This is a genomic window from Fodinicola acaciae (genome assembly GCF_010993745.1).
In the GTDB taxonomy this organism is placed as follows: domain Bacteria; phylum Actinomycetota; class Actinomycetes; order Mycobacteriales; family HKI-0501; genus Fodinicola; species Fodinicola acaciae.
Map to the genome: position 1 here is coordinate 1,749,611 of NZ_WOTN01000003.1, position 17,967 is coordinate 1,767,577.

15 protein-coding genes and 1 riboswitch are annotated in these 17,967 nt (G+C 68.0%); of the genes, 2 read left to right on the forward strand and 13 right to left on the reverse strand.

Going from position 1 to position 17,967, the window contains the following annotated elements; all coding sequences use genetic code 11:
• Window positions 1-88 precede the first annotated feature (88 nt).
• From GNX95_RS34510 to GNX95_RS34520, 3 genes are all read right to left on the reverse strand, one after another.
• Window positions 89-484: a hypothetical protein gene (locus tag GNX95_RS34510; RefSeq protein WP_163511823.1), complete on the reverse strand. Its 396-nt coding sequence runs from the start codon at window positions 482-484 to the stop codon at window positions 89-91.
• A 215-nt stretch (window positions 485-699) separates the two neighbouring features.
• Window positions 700-1,947, reverse strand: coding sequence for a threonine synthase (gene thrC, locus GNX95_RS34515; RefSeq protein WP_163511824.1), 1,248 nt, complete (start codon window positions 1,945-1,947; stop codon window positions 700-702).
• A 13-nt stretch (window positions 1,948-1,960) separates the two neighbouring features.
• Window positions 1,961-2,081, reverse strand: a riboswitch (SAM riboswitch).
• Window positions 2,082-2,194: 113 nt separating this feature from the next.
• Window positions 2,195-2,770: a DUF3558 family protein gene (locus GNX95_RS34520; RefSeq protein WP_163511825.1), complete on the reverse strand. Its 576-nt coding sequence runs from the start codon at window positions 2,768-2,770 to the stop codon at window positions 2,195-2,197.
• A gap of 271 nt (window positions 2,771-3,041) precedes the next feature.
• On the opposite strand from GNX95_RS34520, the gene GNX95_RS34525 reads away from it, so the two are divergent.
• A complete protein-coding gene (locus GNX95_RS34525; protein ID WP_163511826.1) occupies window positions 3,042-3,986 on the forward strand; it encodes a glucosyl-3-phosphoglycerate synthase in 945 nt (314 codons plus the stop codon).
• On the opposite strand, the gene GNX95_RS34530 is transcribed toward GNX95_RS34525, so the two are convergent.
• Window positions 3,916-5,421, reverse strand: coding sequence for an MFS transporter (locus GNX95_RS34530; RefSeq protein ID WP_163511827.1), 1,506 nt, complete (start codon window positions 5,419-5,421; stop codon window positions 3,916-3,918). The two genes, GNX95_RS34525 and GNX95_RS34530, sit on opposite strands and share 71 nt — an antisense overlap.
• Before the next feature lie 115 nt (window positions 5,422-5,536).
• Here GNX95_RS34530 and GNX95_RS34535 point away from each other — a divergent pair, with 115 nt between their 5' ends.
• On the forward strand, window positions 5,537-6,496 hold the full coding sequence (locus GNX95_RS34535) for an Lrp/AsnC family transcriptional regulator (RefSeq protein WP_163511828.1): 960 nt from the start codon (window positions 5,537-5,539) through the stop codon (window positions 6,494-6,496).
• Between the two features lie 173 nt (window positions 6,497-6,669).
• Here GNX95_RS34535 and GNX95_RS34540 read toward each other — a convergent pair whose 3' ends face one another.
• From GNX95_RS34540 to napA, 9 genes are all read right to left on the reverse strand, one after another.
• Window positions 6,670-7,518, reverse strand: coding sequence for an ABC transporter permease (locus GNX95_RS34540; protein ID WP_163511829.1), 849 nt, complete (start codon window positions 7,516-7,518; stop codon window positions 6,670-6,672).
• Entirely contained in the window at window positions 7,515-10,184 is a 2,670-nt protein-coding gene (locus GNX95_RS34545) for an alpha/beta fold hydrolase (RefSeq protein ID WP_163511830.1), read from the reverse strand. Before GNX95_RS34545 ends, GNX95_RS34540 begins: the two co-directional genes overlap by 4 nt.
• Before the next feature lie 341 nt (window positions 10,185-10,525).
• The gene (locus GNX95_RS34550; RefSeq protein WP_163511831.1) at window positions 10,526-11,119 is read right to left on the reverse strand and encodes a TetR/AcrR family transcriptional regulator; all 594 of its coding nucleotides are present in this window, start codon (window positions 11,117-11,119) and stop codon (window positions 10,526-10,528) included.
• Window positions 11,106-11,972 carry an alpha/beta fold hydrolase gene (locus GNX95_RS34555; protein WP_163511832.1) on the reverse strand — a complete coding sequence of 289 codons (867 nt, stop codon included), beginning with the start codon at window positions 11,970-11,972 and terminating at the stop codon, window positions 11,106-11,108. The genes GNX95_RS34550 and GNX95_RS34555 overlap by 14 nt, the downstream gene beginning before the upstream one ends.
• A 100-nt stretch (window positions 11,973-12,072) precedes the next feature.
• Complete coding sequence (locus GNX95_RS34560) at window positions 12,073-12,594, reverse strand: hypothetical protein (RefSeq protein ID WP_163511833.1); 522 nt, start codon at window positions 12,592-12,594, stop codon at window positions 12,073-12,075.
• Between the two features lie 197 nt (window positions 12,595-12,791).
• Window positions 12,792-13,406: a GNAT family N-acetyltransferase gene (locus tag GNX95_RS34565; RefSeq protein WP_163511834.1), complete on the reverse strand. Its 615-nt coding sequence runs from the start codon at window positions 13,404-13,406 to the stop codon at window positions 12,792-12,794.
• 62 nt (window positions 13,407-13,468) lie between these two features.
• Window positions 13,469-15,376 carry a Xaa-Pro dipeptidyl-peptidase gene (locus GNX95_RS34570; RefSeq protein WP_222854134.1) on the reverse strand — a complete coding sequence of 636 codons (1,908 nt, stop codon included), beginning with the start codon at window positions 15,374-15,376 and terminating at the stop codon, window positions 13,469-13,471.
• 48 nt (window positions 15,377-15,424) lie between these two features.
• On the reverse strand, window positions 15,425-17,335 hold the full coding sequence (locus tag GNX95_RS34575; RefSeq protein WP_222854135.1) for a Xaa-Pro dipeptidyl-peptidase: 1,911 nt from the start codon (window positions 17,333-17,335) through the stop codon (window positions 15,425-15,427).
• Between the two features lie 93 nt (window positions 17,336-17,428).
• Window positions 17,429-17,752, reverse strand: coding sequence for a nucleoid-associated protein NapA (gene napA / locus GNX95_RS34580; protein WP_163511835.1), 324 nt, complete (start codon window positions 17,750-17,752; stop codon window positions 17,429-17,431).
• Between the last annotated feature and the right edge of the window lie 215 nt (window positions 17,753-17,967).

Sequence of the window (17,967 nt, forward strand, 5' to 3'; positions counted from 1 at the left end):
CGAGACCCGGGTCTTCGTCCGTATAGCCGTGGGAGACCCGCCCGGCAGGTTGAGCACGATCTGGCTAGAACTACGACCGATCGGAACGCTACACGACATCCGGCCCGCTGGGGATGCCCTCTGCGCCGGAAATATTCTTCGACAGCCACCACCGGCCGCGACCGACAAACCGGCGATTACCGCAGGTGATCGCCGTTGTGATTACGTTGCGTGAAATCCGTGGCGATGCCTCGGTCACCGCGACTTCGGCGGAGGTTTTCCTTTGTGCTAACGACAGGTTGCCGGCCAGCGTACGGTCCGACCGGAATCCCACCACCCAACGACCACCGGACGCGACCGGCGTTCGCACCTGAATACCGCTCCAGATCAGCCAAAATGCAAGTGCGCGCCAGTCGCAGGCCGGCACCGCGGAGCGGTTGCGACAAAACCCACTCAAGCGGGCTTTCCCGACTCCGCACCACAAAGACCAAGTTTTCTTGACCATCGACCGAGATTACGCGGAGCGACCGCCGCGGCCTGTCCGACTGGTCAGGATCGGCCCGGTTCCGATGCCGAAACTACGTGCAGCGAATCTGAGTTCACCGGCAAAATTTGGTCCCTGGCAACAACAAAGCGACCGCCCCGGACCAGACCTGTGCGGTTTTTGCACCTTTTGCACACATCTTTGGATCCGCAGCGGCCGCTCGGCGTTGAATCCGTTCAGTCGATCAGGCCGGCCTCGGCCGCCGATTTCAGCGACGGCTTGATCCGGTGGGTGGGGCTCACGTCGAGCACCTCGGCGGTCTTCAGGCCCTCGCCGGTGTTGTAGACCACCGTCTCCTGCGAGGTGTCGATCAGGCCGTCCTTGACCAGCTTCGCCAGGCACGAGACGGTCACTCCGCCGGCCGTCTCGGCGAAGACGCCGGTCGTACGCGCCAGCAGTGAAATGCCTTCGCGGATGTCGTCGTCATCGGCCACCGCGATCGAGCCACCGGTCCGCCGCACCGCGTCCAGCACGTACGGCCCGTCGGCCGGGTTGCCGATGTTGAGGCTCTTGGCGATGCCGGTCGGCCGCACCGGCCGTACGACGTCGTGACCGGCCTGGAAGGCCTCGTAGACCGGCGAGCAGCCCAGCGACTGCGCGCCGAAGACCTTCCACGGGGTGTCCTCGACCAGGCCGATCCTGACCAGCTCACCGAAAGCCTTGTCGATCTTGGTGAGCAGCGAGCCGGAGGCGATCGGGATGACCACCTGCGCCGGCAGCTTCCAGCCGAGCTGCTCGGCGACCTCGTAGCCGAGCGTCTTGGAACCCTCGGCGTAGTAGGGCCGCACGTTCTGGTTGACGAACGCGGTCTTCTCGAACTCGTCGGTCTCGCCGAGCTCGCTGGTCAGCCGGTTGACGTCGTCGTACGACCCGTCGACGGCGACCAGCCGCGGCGCGTACACCGAGCTGGCGACGACCTTCATGGCCTCCAGGTCGGACGGGATGAACACGGTCGCCTGCCAGCCGACCCTGGCCGCGTGCGCGGCCACCGAGTTGGCCAGGTTGCCGGTGGACGCGCAGGCCACCGAGGTGTAGCCGAGGCCCTTGGCGGCGGTCATCGCCATCGACACCACGCGGTCCTTGAAGGCGTGCGTGGGGTTGCCGCTGTCGTCCTTGACCCACAGCGGCGCGGTGAAGCCGAGCTCGGCTCCGAGCCGGTCGGCCCGCACCAGCTTGGTCATGCCGGGGTTGAGGCTGGCCCGGCTGTCCGGGTCCTGGCCGACCGGCAGCAGCGGCGCGTACCGCCAGATGTTCTGCGGACCGGCCTCGATCTGCTCGCGGGTGACCGCGGACAACGTCGCCTGGTCGTAGCCGACCTCCAGTGGGCCGAAACACTCGGCACAGGCATGGATGGCGATCAGGGGATATTCGGCGCCACAGTTGCGACAACGCAGACAGCTGGCCGGGGACGGCGCGACGGTCAAAGCAGAGCCTCCTCGCTCATCTTTCCCGCTCTCGCGGGCCGGAGTTGGCACCTGTCCCGCGGTCGACGACGACACGCGCGCGATGGTTGCCGGGGCTTCACCGGGCCGGATCCCTCTGCCCCTCTGGATGAGTGCATGTTCAGTTATGGCTGTGAGCATACGTGGTGGGAGCGGGATCGCGACAACCCCGCGTCCCGCTCTGTGAGCATGCGAACACCACGGCTGACGCGCGAACGCCGTTCGCGTGTCAGGAGGCGGACGGCGACGGCGACGGGTTGTCGAGCTTGTCGATCACCTTCTGCGCGATGCTTTTCTGTACGGCGATGCTGTCGTCGCCACCGCCGCCGAAAATGACGGTGATCTCGGTGGTGCCGTGCAGCACGGTGAGGATGCCGTGGTTCTCGTACGCGCCGTCGCCGATGCCGGTCACCGCCTGATAGCCGCCGGACTCGTCGTCGAACTTGGCTTTGGTCTTGTTGGCAAGATAAATCGTGGTGACGGCGCCGCCGTCCGCGCTCGACCACGCGCAATCGGGCTGGTCCTTGGTGGACTTGTCGTCGGGCTTGGCGTCGGTGATCGTCGCCTTGGTCAGCGCGCCGATCTCGTCGTTGGTGAACAGCTTGCAGACGTCAGGAAAACCCGGGCCGGCCGACGGGCTCGGCGACTCGGCGGCCTGTGGCAGGCCGGTGGCCGACGGCGACGGCGCCGCCTTGGGGATCAGGCCGCAGCCGGTGAGCGCGGCGCCACCGGCGCCGAGCGCGACGGCGGCGATGCCGGCGACGACAGCCCGGCGGATCGCCGGGGGACCGAAGAACGTGGACACGGGTGCTCCCTCGCGGTTAGCGGAATTGGTTGGCGGACGGCCGCTGGCCATGCTGGCACGGAACGACCACGAATCCGCCGGGAACATAGCAGTGGATTAGCGTACGAGTCAGCAGAAACCCGGCGCCGCGAACGGCACTATTCCCTCATTGCTGCCTTCTCGGGCAGCCAACGGGGTAAACAGCCGAAACCGACGAGGTCACCAACCACCGCACGTCGTGGGGCCCGGGTCCGCGCGCAGTGCGGTGGCGTGACGAGTGCAGACTATGCGCATGCATCCCCGCGCTCGTCGCTGGTTCGCGCAGCACACCACCGCGGCCGGCGACTGGCCGGTGCAGCGGCTGCGGGCCGCGAAGGGGCTGACGGTGGTCAGCGTCGTGCTGCCGGCGCTCAACGAGGAACACACCATCGGCACCATCGTCGAAGGCCTGGTGAAGCTGGCCGAGCGGACCAGCCTGGTCGACGAGATCGTGGTGATGGACTCCGGTTCCACCGACCGCACGGCCGAGGTCGCCCGGCAGGCCGGCGCGAGCGTCTTCCACCGCGACGACGTGCTGGCCGACTACGGATCGCGGCCCGGCAAAGGCGAAGTGCTGTGGAAGTCGCTGTACGTGACCCACGGCGACGTGCTGGTGTTCGTCGACGCGGATCTGTTGGACTTCGGTGAACATTACGTCACCGGCCTGCTCGGCCCGCTGCTCACCGACCCGGAAACGTTGCTGGTCAAGGCTTTCTACGACCGGCCGCTGCTGGACGTCTCGGTCACCGGCGGCGGCCGCGTCACCGAGCTGATGGCGCGGCCGCTGCTGTGCACGTTCTTCCCGGAGCTGGCCGGCGTGGCACAGCCGCTGGCCGGCGAATACGCGGCACGCCGGGATCTGTTGGAAAAACTTCCGTTCGCGCCGGGTTACGGCGTGGAGACCGGGCTGTTGGTGGACACCCTGCGCACGCACGGGCTCGACGCGATCGCGCAGGTCGACCTCGGTGAGCGTACGCACGGCCACCAGGACACCGCGGCACTCGGCCGGATGGCCGCGAGCATCCTGGCGACGGTCGCCACGCGCGTCGTACCAGAGCATCCGCTGTGGCCGGCGCTCACCCAGTTTCAACGCGAGGACGGCGAACTGCGTGCCGTCGACTCGGTGGTCAGCTCCGAGGAGCGGCAGCCGATCGTGGAACTTCCGGAATATCGCTATCGGACGCGTACGCTCGACTGACTTTCGCCCGCATCAACAGGAAAACCGCCAACGCTCCGACCGCGGCGACCGCTCCCGCCACCAGGTACGCGGCGTCCAGACCGGCCGCGAAGGCCTCGCGCAGCAGCTGCCCGCCGACGGAGGTTTCGGCCGTACCGCTGGAAAGTCGCTGCGCCACCGCGAGCGGATCGCTGACCCGTCCGGTCAGCGCGCCGGCCATGCCGGCGGCCGTCACCGAGCCGAGTACGGCGACGCCGAGCGCCAGGCCGAGTTGCCGGAAGGTGTTCATCGCCGCGCCGGCGACTCCGGCGCGTTCCGGCGGCGCCGCGGCCAGCGCGGCACCGGCGAGCACCGGTCCGACCATGCCGACCCCCACGCCGACCAACAGGCTGCCGGGCAGGATGACCCACGCCGCGGAACCGCCGGAAATGACCGCCTGGCCAAAAGCGCCGGCGGCCACGGCCAGCAGCGCGACCGCGATGACATCGCGGTGCGGAAACCGGTGCAGCCAGCGGCCGAACGCCAACGGAACCACGAAAGACATGACACTCAGCGGAAACTGGATGAGACCGGCCTGCAGCGCACTCAGGCCGAGCACCGACTGCAGCCACACCGAGGTGTACGGCAGGACCGTGAAAGCGCCGGCCTGCAGGGCGACACCGGCGACCAGCACGCCGACGAACGCCGGCCGGCGGAACAACCGCAGGTCCAGCATCGGGTCCGAAGCGCGGTTTTCCCACCAGACCAAGGCACCGAGTCCGGCGGCTGCGACCGCCAGGCTTGCCAGCGTACGCACCGAAAGCCCGCCGTCCTCGCCGCCGGCGATGATCGCGTACGTGGTCGCCGAGGCGGCCACCACCAGCGCCACCATGCCGCCGATGTCCAGCCGTCCGCGGTGCGCCAGCCGGCTTTCGGTCATGCTGGTCAGCACCAGCGCGACCGCGATCGCGCAAACCGGCAGGTTGACCAGGAAAATCCACCGCCAGCCAACGGTTTCGGTGATGACACCACCGGCCAGCGGACCGATCGCGGCCGCCGCGCCGGCCACCGCCGACCAGACCGACAGCGCCGTGCCGCGATCGCGACCGTGATAGGTCGCGCCGATCAACGACAACGTGGTCGCGAACATCGTGGCGCCACCAATGCCTTGCAACGCACGTGCGGCCACCAGCAGCCAAACCGTCGGCGCCAGGCCGCAGCCGAGCGAGCCGAGTGCGAAAATCCCCAGTCCGGCAACGAAAACGCGCCGTCGGCCGGCCCGGTCGGCGAGTGAGCCGGCGGTCAGCAGCAGTGACGCGAGCACCAGCGCGTACGCGTCGATCACCCATTGCAGGCCGGACAGCGGCGTGTGCAGTGCCGCGGCCATCCGCGGCAGCGCGACGATCACGATGGTCACGTCCAGCAGCAACATGAACGTGCCGAGGCACACCGCGACCAGCGGTATCCACTTACGCATCTACTGTTTCCTCGTTTCGTCATTCTTGACAGCACCGAGGGTGACGTGAGCACACTTGGTTTATCCAGCCATGCCGGTTGGCGTGACGGTTTTCGACATTTGGACGCGGGGGACGATGACATCCGACACATACGACCTGCTCGACAGGCAACTGCTCAACGGCCTGCTGATCGACGGCCGAGCCGGCTTCAGCACGATGGCCGAAGTGTTCGGCGTCTCCGACCAGACGATAGCGCGCCGCTATCGCCGGCTGCGCGCGTCCGGCGTACGCGTGCTGGCGCGGCTCCAGCCGGCGATGTTCGGCGACACCGTCTGGTTCATCCGGCTGCGCTGCACACCGGATGCGGCCGTCCCGATCGCCACCGCGCTGGCCAAGCGGCCGGACACCTCCTACATCAAGCTGACCTCCGGCGGCACCGAGATCAACTGCATCGTGCACGCGCCGGACGACGACGCGCGAGACGCGTTGCTGCTGCAGAAACTGCCGCGTACGCCGCGGATCGTGTCGATGACCGCGCACTGCCTGATCCACACCTTCTATGGCGGCCCGCAGACCTGGAACGGCAGTCCGGACGCGCTCACCCCCGAGCAGGTGCTGGCGCTGGTGCCGCCGCCGGTGCACGAGGCCGAGCACGTCACGCTCGACGCCGATGACCGGCTTTTGCTGGCGGAGCTGCAAAAGGACGGCCGGATGAGCTATCGCGAGCTGGCCGCCGCGACCGGCATGTCGGAGACCAGCGCGCGGCGGCGAGTCGAGCACCTGCGCCGTTCGGGCGCGATGTATTTCGACGTGGAGTTCGACCCGGAGCCGCTCGGCTTCCACACCACCGCGATGCTCTGGCTGACCGTGTCACCGGCCGCGCTGGCCTCGGTGGGCAAAGCGGTCGGTCAGCATCCGGAGATCGCTTTCGCCGCCGCGACGACCGGCACGTCCAACCTGTGCGCGGTGGCGATCTGCCGCAACAGTGCGCATCTTTATCGCTATCTGAGCGGCACGCTCGGCTCGCTCGACGACGTGCGGCACATCGAGACGGCGCCTGTCATGCGTACGATCAAACAGCTTTCGTACGACTAGGGTCTGTTTCGAAGTCCCACGTGGATGAGAGTCGAGATCCAAACGTCGTCTGGCGGTGCGGCGGGACCGCCCGGCGTGGCAGCGCCACGTGGCGGTTTCGCCGTGCCGTCAGGCGGCCCGAGACAGATGTGACAGCGGCTCGGCTATCGCAGCGTGGGACTTCGAACCAGGCCCTAGCTGACGATGTCCTTGCGCAGAAACGATCGCCAGGCGAGCGTGAGGAAAACGACCGAGTAGAGCAGCGCGGAAATGGCGCCTTTGGCCATGTCGTCGAGTTGCACGGGCGAGGCGAACAGACCGAGCCAGGCCAGGTTGTATGCCGTCGGCAGCACCGGACGGATGTTTTCCAGCGCCGGCACCAGATCCAGGATGTTGGAGATGATGTAGAGCATCACCGCGCCACCGACCGCGAGCAGCGGCTGGTCCGTACGCACCGACAGCAGAAAGCCGAGCGAGCCGACCATCAGCAGGTGCACCAGGATGAAGGCGGCCGCCGCCAGCAAAAGCAGCAACGCGGTGCCGGCGTCGACCTGCGTGCCGGTCGGCGTGAGCAGCGGATGCCAGCCGTAGACGATCGTGCCGCCGACCACCGCCGATGCCAGCAGCAACACCGTCGCCACGACGGTCGACAGCAGGCCGACCACGAGTTTCTGCACCAGCAGGCGCGATCGCGGCACCGGCGCGGCCAGCAGATAGCGCAGGCTTGCCCAGGACGCCTCGCCGGCGACGGTGTCGCCGCAGAAAAGCGCCACCATCACCACGAGCAGAAACGTGGAGGAGGCATAGAAAACGAAGGCGGCGAAGTTGGGACCGCCGGTGGTTGCCAGGTCCACCAACGAAACTCCACGCGCCGACGGTGGCGAGCTCGGCCCGCCGAACTGGAAGGCGATCAGCAGGATGACCGGCAACAGCACCATGAAACCCAGCGCATACTGCGTACGCCGGCGCTTGAGCTGGCGGCGGACCTCGGTCGCCAACGTCAGCGTCGCACCGCGCCGATAGCCGGTCACCGCCCCGGTCATCGGTCCTCCCCCACCAGTCGCAGGAAAACGTCTTCGAGCCGCCGTCGCGGTGTCACGCGGTCGACGCGTACGCCGCCGGACACCAGCCGCGACACCACCGCGCCGCGTGCCAGCCCGTCGAGGGCCGGATTGAGGTCGACAACCAAGCCACCATTGGCCAACTCGGCTGACAACACCTCGTCTGCCTTGCGCAGCAACGCCATCGCGGCCTGCGGGTCGTCGACGCCGATGAGTACCGAGGTCGACTCGCCGGTCACGTCGTCCACCGGACCGTCCGCCACCACCTCGCCGTGGTTCATGACGACCACGTGCGTACACGTCTGCTCCACCTCGGCGAGCAGATGGCTGGACACCAGCACGCTGCGACCGTCGTTCGCGTACGCGCGCATCATCCGGCGCATTTCGGCGATCTGCGGTGGATCCAGGCCGTTGGTCGGCTCGTCGAGCACCAGCAGCTCCGGCCTGCCGAGCATGGCCTGCGCGATGGCCAGGCGCTGCCGCATGCCCTGGCTGTAAGTGCGGACGGCGCGGTTGACCGCGGCGCCGAGGTCGGCAAGCTCCAGCGCCTCGTCCATCCGCGCGTCCCGCGCCGGCCGTCCGGTGGCGCGCCAGTAAAGCCGGAGGTTGTCCAGGCCGGACAGATGCGGCAGGAATCCGGTGCCTTCCACCAAGGAACCGATCCTGGACAGCACCGGTGCGCCTGGCTCGACGCGATGACCGTAGAGCAGGATCTCGCCGGCGGTCGGCCGGATCAGCCCCATCATCGTCCGCAGCAACGTCGTCTTGCCGGCGCCGTTGGGACCGAGCAGGCCGACGACCTGGTTGCGCCGTACCGAAAACGACACGTCCCTGGCCGCGACGAAACCGTCGGCGTATTCCTTCCGCAGGCCGCGTACGACCAACGGGCTGTCGTCCTCGTCCACAATGGACACCTGCCGGCGGCGACGCCAGCGCGCGACCATCGCGGCGGCCGCGACGCCGATCGCCAGTGCCAGCACCAAAAGCGCGAGCATGCCCGGCCAGAACCACGACATGCCGCCGCCGGTCGTCGGCACCTGCGGCGCGGTCAGCGGCGACGCGACGGCCACCGTGTACGACGCCGGATCGGTCGGCATCGCGTATGCCTGGTCGGTCGTGGACACCGCGACCCGGATCTGGTGACCGGCCTGGAATCGGTAGGCGAGCGCGGAAAGCGTGATCGTCACCGGCTTGGCGGCCTCGACCGTCTTCGGCAGGCCGGTCAGCCGTACCGGTGTGACCAGGCCCTGCGGCAGGCTCGGCTGGCCGCTGGTCGACAGATCTTCCAGTCGTACGAACAAAACCGCCGAGCCGGTGGTGGAGGCGACCTTCAGCTGGATCCTGGCCGATCCGGTCAGCGCGACGGACTGGCTGAGGACCTGGCTCGGAAAATACGCGGTCTGGCCGGGCACATCGCTGGCGACCCGGCTGGCCAGCGAGCCGAGGCCGGGCACGCTGGAGATCGCCGCCGGCGTGCCGTTTGGCGGCGCCGCGATCGGCTGCGGACCGCCGGTGAGCGCGACAGCTTGCCGATTTACGCCGTCAAGTCCCGGATAGTCTGTGGCGGACAGTTCGGTCGCGCTCGTGCGGCCGGTCTGCAGGTTGAGGTCACCGCTGTTGCTGAACGAAAAACCGCGGCCGCTGCTGACATTTTTTCTTGCCGCGTACTGGTTGAGCCAGTCCAGCGTCTGCCGCCGCACGGTCGGGTCGTCGGACGGCGAGCCGGCGTCGTGGCCGCCGGCAAACCAGGTCACCTTGACCGGCGCGGGAATGCCGGCCGCGTTGGCATCGGCTTCGGACAACGGGAAGAGCGAGTCGGTCTGACCCTGCACCAACAAAGTCGGCGCCTTGATCCTCGACAGGATGCTGGCCGGGCTCGACTTTTCCAGCAACGCGTACAATTCCGGAGTCAGCTGGCCGGTGGTCGCGGCCCGCAGATACGCGTCGCAGAGGTCGGCGGCGAAGCGTCCGCAGCGCGGATCGGCGACCTTCGGCGGTGGTGGCGTACGGCCCTCGACCGGTGTCTGGTCCGGGCTCATGCCACTGCTGAAGAACAGGCCGGCCCAGAGCTTTTTGAAGACACCGTTGGGAAAGAACGACTTGGCCAGGTCGTTCCAGGTGATCTGCGCGACCACTGCGTCGACCCGCTGGTCATAGCCGGCCAGCAACAGCGCGAGCGCGCCACCGTACGACCCGCCGACCGCGGCGACGCGCGGATCGCCTTGGCTGTCGCGAATCACATCCGTGCGCGCCGCGAGCCGGTCGACCAGCAGCTTCGCGTCGGCCACCTCGTAGTCAGGACTGTCCAGATGGATCTGGCCGCCGGAGGCACCGAAACCCTCGGCGCTCCAGGTCACCACCAGATAGCCCTGGCCGGCCAACCTCTCCGCGTCGGTCGCGACGCTGAGCTTCGAGCCGCCGAAACCGTGCGCGAGCAACACCGCCGGCACCGGATCGCGCGCGGACGCGTTGTCTGGCACGTACGTCGTCGTGTCGATGCGTACGCCGTCGCGTACCAGGACCATCGCCGACTCCCGGTGGAACGGACCGCCGCCCGGCCACGCCAGCCAGGTGATCGCCGCCGCGACCAGCACCAGCACGACGACGGCCGGCACCAACCGGCGCCGGGTCAGCAGACGTTTCGGCACGCGATCACGTTACGGCGGCTTGCTGATAACCGGCTGAGCCGGCCTCGCCGCCGCCGCTGCTGGCCGAGCCACCCTCGCCGCCGCCCGCCACCTCCACCAGCCCCGACGTTCCAATCGGATTCCGATTGGTGCCACAGATGCCGCCTGACCTGCGAGAACAGCGAGGCCCGCGCACCGGTTGCAACCTTCTTGACCATCTGAATCGATCCGCACGGTCAACAAGGTGCCAATCGGGCGCCGAACCGCGTGTCCGAATGCGACCGCCGGAGGCATCGCCGCAGGTCGGAGGGGGCCGGAGGTTCCCATCGGATTCCGATTGGAAAATCCGGTGGCGGCGTGGGTCAGCGGGGGACGAGGCCGGACAGGAGGACCAGCAGGGATTGCTCGGCGTCCGCCCTGGCCTGCCTGCGGTCGTCGGCGTGCGCGATGAGCAGGCCGGCCTCGATGACCGCGCTGAGGATCAGCTGCGCGAGCACCGGCGCCGGCGCCGGCAGCACCAGGCCGGCCTCGACGGCGCCTTCCAGGAAGCCGACCAGCAGGCCGAGACCGTGCTCGGCCTCGATGTCGCGCCAGGCCTGCCAACCGAGTACGGCCGGCGCGTCGGTCAAACCTATGCGCAGGACGTCCGGCCGGTCGAAGATGTCCAGGATCGTGTGCAGGCCGGCCAGCAGCTTGGCCGCCGGCTCCGGCGGCGCGTCCATCGCCGCGGTCAGCTCGGCGGTGATCTCGTCCTCCAACTCGAGGAAGACCGCGCGAAACAGGTCCTGCTTGTCGGTGAAGTGGTGATAGAGCGCGCCGCGCGTCAGGCCGGCCGCGGCGACGATCTCCGCGGCCGACACCTGCGCGTAGCCGCGCTCGGCGAACATCCGCCGTGCGGTCCGTACGAGAGCGGCGCGAGTCAACCGCGACCGCTCCTCCTGGCTAGGTGGTGGCATGTTTCCTGACGAACTCGACGACTCTCTCGGCCAGCCACCGCGGCTGGTCCTCCGGCACGAAAGTGTACGAGTCGCCTACGGTCTCGATGGTGGCGTCCGGCAGGATCGCGGCGAGCCGGCGCGGCAGCTCCATCGGGAACAGCTTGTCCTCCTCGGCCCACGCCAGCAGCACCGGCCGGTCGAAGGCGGCGAGTTTGTTCGCCGCGGCAAGCGTGTGGCGCTTGTCGACACCGCGCAGAAACCGGCCGAGATCGGCGCGGATGGCCCGGTTTCGCTGCAACGACGCGGCGTAGGACTTGACGACCTCGGCCGGCACGCCGTGTTTGGCGGCGAAACCGAGGACATTCGGCAGCCGGTGCAACGCGCGGACCCGGATTGTCTGCGCCAGCAGCCAAATCGCGCCGGGCATCCGGCCGATCGCCGACAGGTACGCGAACATCGGCGGAAAGAACCGGTCGAAGCAGTCCGACGGCGTCAGCACCACCTGGCTGACCCGCTCTGGCTGACTGGCAACGAAAATCTGGGTGAGCGCGCCACCGGTGTCGTTGGCCACCAGCGTCACGTCACGCAGGTCGAGCCTTTCCAGGAAATCACCGATCATTCCCGCCACGCCAGGTGGCGTCAGGTCCGCCTCCGGCACCGGCACCTCGTGTCCGCCGAGCGGCCAGTCCGGTGTGATGCAACGAAAACCGGCGTCCGCGACAACCGGCACGACGTTGCGCCAGATGTCGCCGTTGACCAGCACGCCGTGCACGAACACCACCGGCGGACCGTCGCCGCGCTCCCGATAACGGATCGTCCCGCCGCTGAGCCGCACCTCGCGTACGGCGCCAAGGGCCTCGCTCTTCGACATCGTCCCTCCTCGGTTCGATGCCTTGAGAGAAACATACATACAGAATGTATGTCAATGGCGAGGTGCGACTCCCGTGCGGGCTCCTAGTGGTGTCCCGAGGCTAGAGGGTGTTGGAGCGGCGGATCAGCGACTGCGCCTTGGACTTGGCGGCGTCGTACCGGCTCGGGTACGCCGACCGCTGCACGCTCTGCGCGACCTTGCCGGCACTCCAGCTCGGGTGGTTGCGCGAGTTGGGGATGGCCTGGTCGAGGAACTTGTTGGCGGCGTGCTTCACATCCATGCACTGCGCCTTGGTCCCCCAGCCGTTGCTCGGCGACTGCTGGAAGACGCCGACCGAGTCGCCGGTGCCGCAGCCGAGGTTGTTGGCGTGCGACTCGACCCACGCGGTCTCGAACATCGCGAGCCTGACCTTGGCGGTCACGTGCCGCGCGTCGCCGACCTGCTTCAGCTTCTTCAGCACGCCGTCGTTGGCCTTGGCCGGGATGGTGCACGCGAGCGGCGCGGCGATCGTCGCCGGAACGTGCGCACCAGCGGACACCGCGTCAGCGGAGGCCGGAGCGGTGAAACCGAGCACGGCCGCCGCGGCGACGCCGAGCATGACGAAACGCAAGGGGGTGGACATGGGGTTCTCCTTTGCGGACGTGGAAAATCCACGGGTCAGCACGGACGCCTTGCTCGCCCAGTCCCTCGCCTGCTCGGGGATCACCCGAGGCGAAAGATAATTGCCGCCTTAACCCGAATGCCTGTCAACGACTTTCATACAGGACGCCGGAGGTCAGGTAAAGCGGTTTCGGCCAATTTGCAGCGTTGTAAACGAAGTTAGGCCGGATCGCGCCACATGGGATAGATGGTCGGACCATTGCGCGGCAACGTGACGCCATCGCGTACGACGAATCCGAAGCGCTCGTAGTAGGGCACATTTGCCTCCTTCGACGACTCCAGATACGCCGGCAGGCCCTCGGCGTCACATCGCGACAGGCGTGACTCCAGCAGCGCGCGGCCGCAGCCACCGCCCTGCGCGACCGGATCCGTGCCGAGGACGCCGAGATACCAGTGCGGCTCACGCGGATGGACCCTGGCGAGCAGCTCCAGCGCGCTCAGTCCGCGGATGGCGCCGACCACGTGCCGGCCGAGCAGGAAGACCAACGGCGAGAGCTGCATGATCTCGGTGACCAGCGGGGTCTGCCAGTTGTCCGGCGGGTCCCACATCGCGCCCGCGACGATCTTCCCGTCGCGTACGACCACCTCACAGCCGCCGCGTGGCAGATGGACCGTCTTCAGCAGGATCCGGAACAGGCCGTGCAGCTTGCGCCGGCGTACGTCGTCGTTCGGGATGGCCCACCTGAACGGCGGGTCGTCGTAGAACGCGCGTCCCATCACATGCGCCAGCTCGGTCACGTCCTCAGCGGCCGCCGGCCGTACGACAAGGCTCATCCGGCCATTTTTTCGGAACGCCCCTTCCGCGCACCAGACGCACGGAAAGGGGCGTTCCGTTTTTACGGCCGGAAGAAGGAGTCGACGCGTTGTGGCTTGGTGAGAGGCCGCGGGGCCGACTTCGTGGTGACGGAGGCAGGCGTGGCCGCGTACGGCAGCGCACCGGTGGCAGGCAGGAGCAGATAGCTGCCCGCCAGCGACACCTGTACGGTCGCGCCGGTCGTCGTCGGCGCGGTGTATTCCTGGTCGCTCGCGGTCACCACCAGGCCGAGCACGTGGCCGGCTTTCACCACCGTCTCGTACGCGTCCATCGGCACCGGCACGTTGTACCAGCGGTCTGGCCGCAGCTGGTTGACCGTCTTGAGGCTCAGATAATGCGCCGCGTCGCGCCAACCGCGACTCATCACGTTGACGTCGCTGTCGACGAAATCCTCGGCGTCGTCGTTGAAACACGCGGTGTCGGTCGCCGACGACTCACCCCAACACGACTCGGTGTCCAGATAGTGCACGCCTTCACCAGGCGGACCGGCCGACTGGTAGTCGACGCGATGCTGCTCGCCATAGTCCACCAGCCGCACGGACAGCTCGGTGGTCGGCTTGTTCACCTTGACCCGCAGCATCGCCTGCGGAATCCCGGAAATCCGGAGGTCGCGCGGCAGTTTTCCGGACAGAAAAACCAGTCTCGAGCCCGATGGTTGATTGGGGTTGGCGACCGCGGCGGCCTCGGTGAGATCAGGATTGTCGGTGAACGTACGCACCGCCGCCGACGGAGCGCCGCCAAGTGTGCCGTTTCCCAGGAAAACCGGCCGGTGTACGGCGGTCGGCGCCGGCCAGGTCGGCGCGGTGATCCACGTGCCGTCCTGGCGCTCGATGTCGACCTTCGGCTCGGACATGATGCCGTTCGGGATTTTCTGCAGCCAGTAGTCGAACCAGTGGTGCACCGCGCGTACCCACTGCGGCCGGCGGATCTCGAACGGGTCGACATGTCCTTGCTGCGTCAGCCACAGCTTGCGCGGCACGCCACGCGCGGCGAGCAGGTCCCACCATCGAGCGAGCTGTGAAGTCGTGACGTTGAGGTCGTTGATGCCGTGGATGGCGAAGACGCTGGCGTGGACTTTGTTGGCGTTGAGCCGATAGTCGCGCGCCGCCCAGTACGCGTTGTAGCTGCCGGTGCTGTCGTCGCTGGCATTCTGCAGGTCTGCTGTCACCGCGTCGCACACGCCTTTGGCGCGGCCATTGACAAAGTTGGCCAGATACGTGTGATAGCCGGGATAACGCAGCACGCCGCCCAACCGCTCGTAGTCATACCAGCTGGAGATCGCCGACACCGGCACGATCGTCTCCAGGCCGCGTACGCCGGTCGAGGCGACGGCGTTGGGAATCGTGCCGTCCCACGATTTTCCCACCATGCCAACGCGTCCGGTCGTCCAGTCGGCCGTCACCGGCTTGCCGTTCAGGTCGAATCCGAGCGCGCGGCCGTTGAACCAGTCGACAACGGCCTTCGCGCCGAGCACCTCGGCCGGTCCGCCGACATCGGGACAACCCTGCGACTTCGTCGTGCCGGTCAGGTCGAGCGCGGCCCACGCGTAGCCGCGCGGCACGAAGTAGTTGTCATAGAAAGCCGGGAAAAGATTCACCGTGCCGTCGGCCGCGTACTGCTTGACCTGCTTCTTGCTGCCTCTCGCGCAGCAGCTCCAGTACGGCGAGGCCTCCATGATCACCGGCACCCTGACACCGGTCCGGGCGGCCTCGCGCGGCCGGATGATGTCCACGCGTACGCGGTCCGGCTTGCCGTCGCGGTCGCTGTCGACCGGTGTCTGTACGAAGACGGCCTCGCGGATGGCGTTGTCGTACGAGTAGACCGGCTGCGTCTCACCGCCTTCGACGTACGGCCGAGCCGCATGCGCGGCCGGCACGTATCCGAACAGGCCGGCGGCCAGCACCACCAGCACGGCGAGCACACGGGACACGGCGACTCCTCCATCGGCGAGCAGCTGCCGCAACGCGGCAAACGAACGTTAGCGGAAGTCGCCGCGGCGCAGAGGCTCGGAAAACGCGCGCTTCTGCGGTGCGGTGACCACCTGCGGAGCCGTACGCACCGACGGCAGCGAGCCGATGCTCGGCAGCAGCAGATAGCTGCCCAGCAGCGACACCTGGATGGTCGCTCCGGTGCTGGTCGGCGACGTGCTCTCGGTGTCGCTGCCGGCGACCACCAGGCCGAGCACGTGACCGGCTTTGACGACCGTGTCGTACGCGTCCATCGGCACCGGCACGTCATACCAGCGATCAGGCTGGAGCGGCGTCACCAGCCGCAGGCTCTGGTAATGCGCCGCGTCCCGCCAGCCGCGCGTCAACACCATCGTGTCGCTGTCCACGTAGTCGACGGCGGTGTCCAGATAGCACGCGTTGTCGGTCGCGGTGGCCGGTCCCCAGCACGACTCTGTCGTCAGGTTGTGTACGCCCGACCCCGACGACAGGTAGTCGACGCGATGCTGCTGGCCGTAGTCCACCAGCCGTACGGTCAGCTCGTTGGTCGGCTTGCTGACCTTGACCCGCAGCGTCACCTGCGGAATGCCGGAGATCCGCAGGTCGCGGGTCAGCCGGCCGGACAGGAACACCGCGCGCGAGCCGGTCGGCTGGTTGGGGTTGGCGACCGCGGTCGCCTCGGTCAGGTTGGGGTCGTCGACGACCGTACGCGTGGCCAGCGACGGCACACTGCCGAGCGTGCCGGTCCTGCCGTCGCCGTTGCCGAAGAAGACCGGCTTGCCGACCGCGCCGAGCGCCGGCCAGGTCCGCGCGGTGGTCCACTGGCCGGACGGCAGCTCGATCGAGGCCTGCGGCTGCGACATGATGCCGTTGGGCAGCTTCTGCAGCCAGAAGTCGAACCACTTGTGCAGCGTGTCGACCCAGTCGGCGCGGCGGATGTCGAACGGGTCGACGTGGCCCTGCTGCGACAGCCAGATCTTGCGCGGCACGCCACGCGCGGCCAGCTCGTCCCACCAGCGGCCGAACTGCGAGGTGGTCACGTTGAGGTCGTTGATGCCGTGTACGACGAAGACGCTCGCGTGCACCTTGCTCGCGCTCGCCCGATAGTCGCGGGCCTGCCAGTAGGCGTTGTAGCTGCCCGTACTGTCGTCGCTGGCCGCCTGCGCGTCGGCGATCGGCTTGGCGCAGGTCGAGCCGCGGCCGTTGACCAGGCTGGCGAGGTAGGTGACGTAGTCCGGCGAGCGCAGCACACCGCCGAAGCGCTGGTAGTCGTACCAGCTGGAGATCGCCGAGATCGGCACGATCGTCTCGAGCCCTTGTACGCCGGTCGCGGCCACACCGTTGGCGATCGTGCCGTCCCACGACTTGCCGATCATGCCGACCCGGCCGGTGGTCCAGCTCGCGGTGACCGCGCTGCCGTCCGCCGCGAAGCCGCGCGCGCGTCCGTTGAGCCAGTCGACGACCGCCTTCGCGCCGAGGATCTCGGCCGGGCCACCGACGTCCGGACAGCCCTGCGACTTGTTGGAGCCGGTCAGGTCGACGGCCGCGAACGCGTAGCCGCGCGGCACGAAGTAGTTGTCGTAGTAGAGCGGCATCGCGTCGACCGTGCCGTTGGCGGCGTAGCCCTTGAGCTCGCTCTCGTTGCCGCGGCCGCAGCAGGCGTAATACGGCGAGGCCTCCAGGATCACCGGCACCTTCAGGCCGGCGCTGGCCGCCTCACTCGGCCGTACGATGTCGACTCGTACCCGGTCGAGCTTGCCGTCCCGGTCGCTGTCCAGCGGGATCTCGACCCACACCGCCTCGCGGATGGCCTTCTGGTAGGAGTACACCGGCTGGGTCTCGGTGCCGTGCACGTACGGCGGTGGCGCCGCGGACGCGGCCGGGCTGATCATCAACAAGCTGGCCAACACGGCCATCGTCAGGACGAGAAATCGGCGCGGCACGGCCACCCCTTCTTGGCGGACCCCTCTTGGCGGACGCAGTTGCCAAACAGGCAGGAGCCTACAAGTCGGGACGACGTTTTCGGGGAGGTTTTCCTAAAGCTCGATGCCGAGGCGGCGCGCGGACCGGGCGCGTTGTCGCGCGGCACGCAACCGGCGCAGGCGTTTCACCAGCATCGGGTCGTACGCGAGCGCTTCCTGACGGTCGATCAGCGCGTTCAGCACCTGGTAATAGCGCGTGCCGGACATGTTGAACAGGTCGCGGATGGCCTGCTCCTTGGCGCCGGCGTACTGCCACCACTTGCGCTCGAACGCGAGCACCTCGCGCTCGCGCCGGGTCAGGCCGGAGGCATCCTCGGCAGCCGGATCGACGGCATCGGCATCGGGCTCGTCAGGCAGCCTGTTGACCGCGGCGTCCATCTCGCTCCTCGTCCTCGTCGACGTCGTGTGCGGCGGGTCTTCGTAGCTGTCGTAGTGCCTTTCCCGCAGACCCACACCGACCGGTGCGGCCGAGAGGGGCAGCGGCAAATCACACTGTTGTGATTCCGAGTCCCATTCAACCACGGCTCACCGGCCGAAGCCGTGCAGCACACTCTGGAGTTCGACCGAAGCAGCGCATCACACGGTTCACCTTA

Bases quoted from the DNA above. Each gene is read 5' to 3' on its own strand.
- GNX95_RS34510 (WP_163511823.1), bottom strand. From the start codon at position 484: ATGGTCAAGAAAACTTGGTCTTTGTGGTGCGGAGTCGGGAAAGCCCGC.
- GNX95_RS34525 (WP_163511826.1), top strand. From the start codon at position 3,042: ATGCATCCCCGCGCTCGTCGCTGGTTCGCGCAGCACACCACCGCGGCC.
- GNX95_RS34530 (WP_163511827.1), bottom strand. From the start codon at position 5,421: ATGCGTAAGTGGATACCGCTGGTCGCGGTGTGCCTCGGCACGTTCATG.
- GNX95_RS34535 (WP_163511828.1), top strand. From the start codon at position 5,537: ATGACATCCGACACATACGACCTGCTCGACAGGCAACTGCTCAACGGC.
- GNX95_RS34540 (WP_163511829.1), bottom strand. From the start codon at position 7,518: ATGACCGGGGCGGTGACCGGCTATCGGCGCGGTGCGACGCTGACGTTG.
- GNX95_RS34550 (WP_163511831.1), bottom strand. From the start codon at position 11,119: ATGCCACCACCTAGCCAGGAGGAGCGGTCGCGGTTGACTCGCGCCGCT.
- GNX95_RS34555 (WP_163511832.1), bottom strand. From the start codon at position 11,972: ATGTCGAAGAGCGAGGCCCTTGGCGCCGTACGCGAGGTGCGGCTCAGC.
- GNX95_RS34560 (WP_163511833.1), bottom strand. From the start codon at position 12,594: ATGTCCACCCCCTTGCGTTTCGTCATGCTCGGCGTCGCCGCGGCGGCC.
- GNX95_RS34565 (WP_163511834.1), bottom strand. From the start codon at position 13,406: ATGAGCCTTGTCGTACGGCCGGCGGCCGCTGAGGACGTGACCGAGCTG.
- napA (WP_163511835.1), bottom strand. From the start codon at position 17,752: ATGGACGCCGCGGTCAACAGGCTGCCTGACGAGCCCGATGCCGATGCC.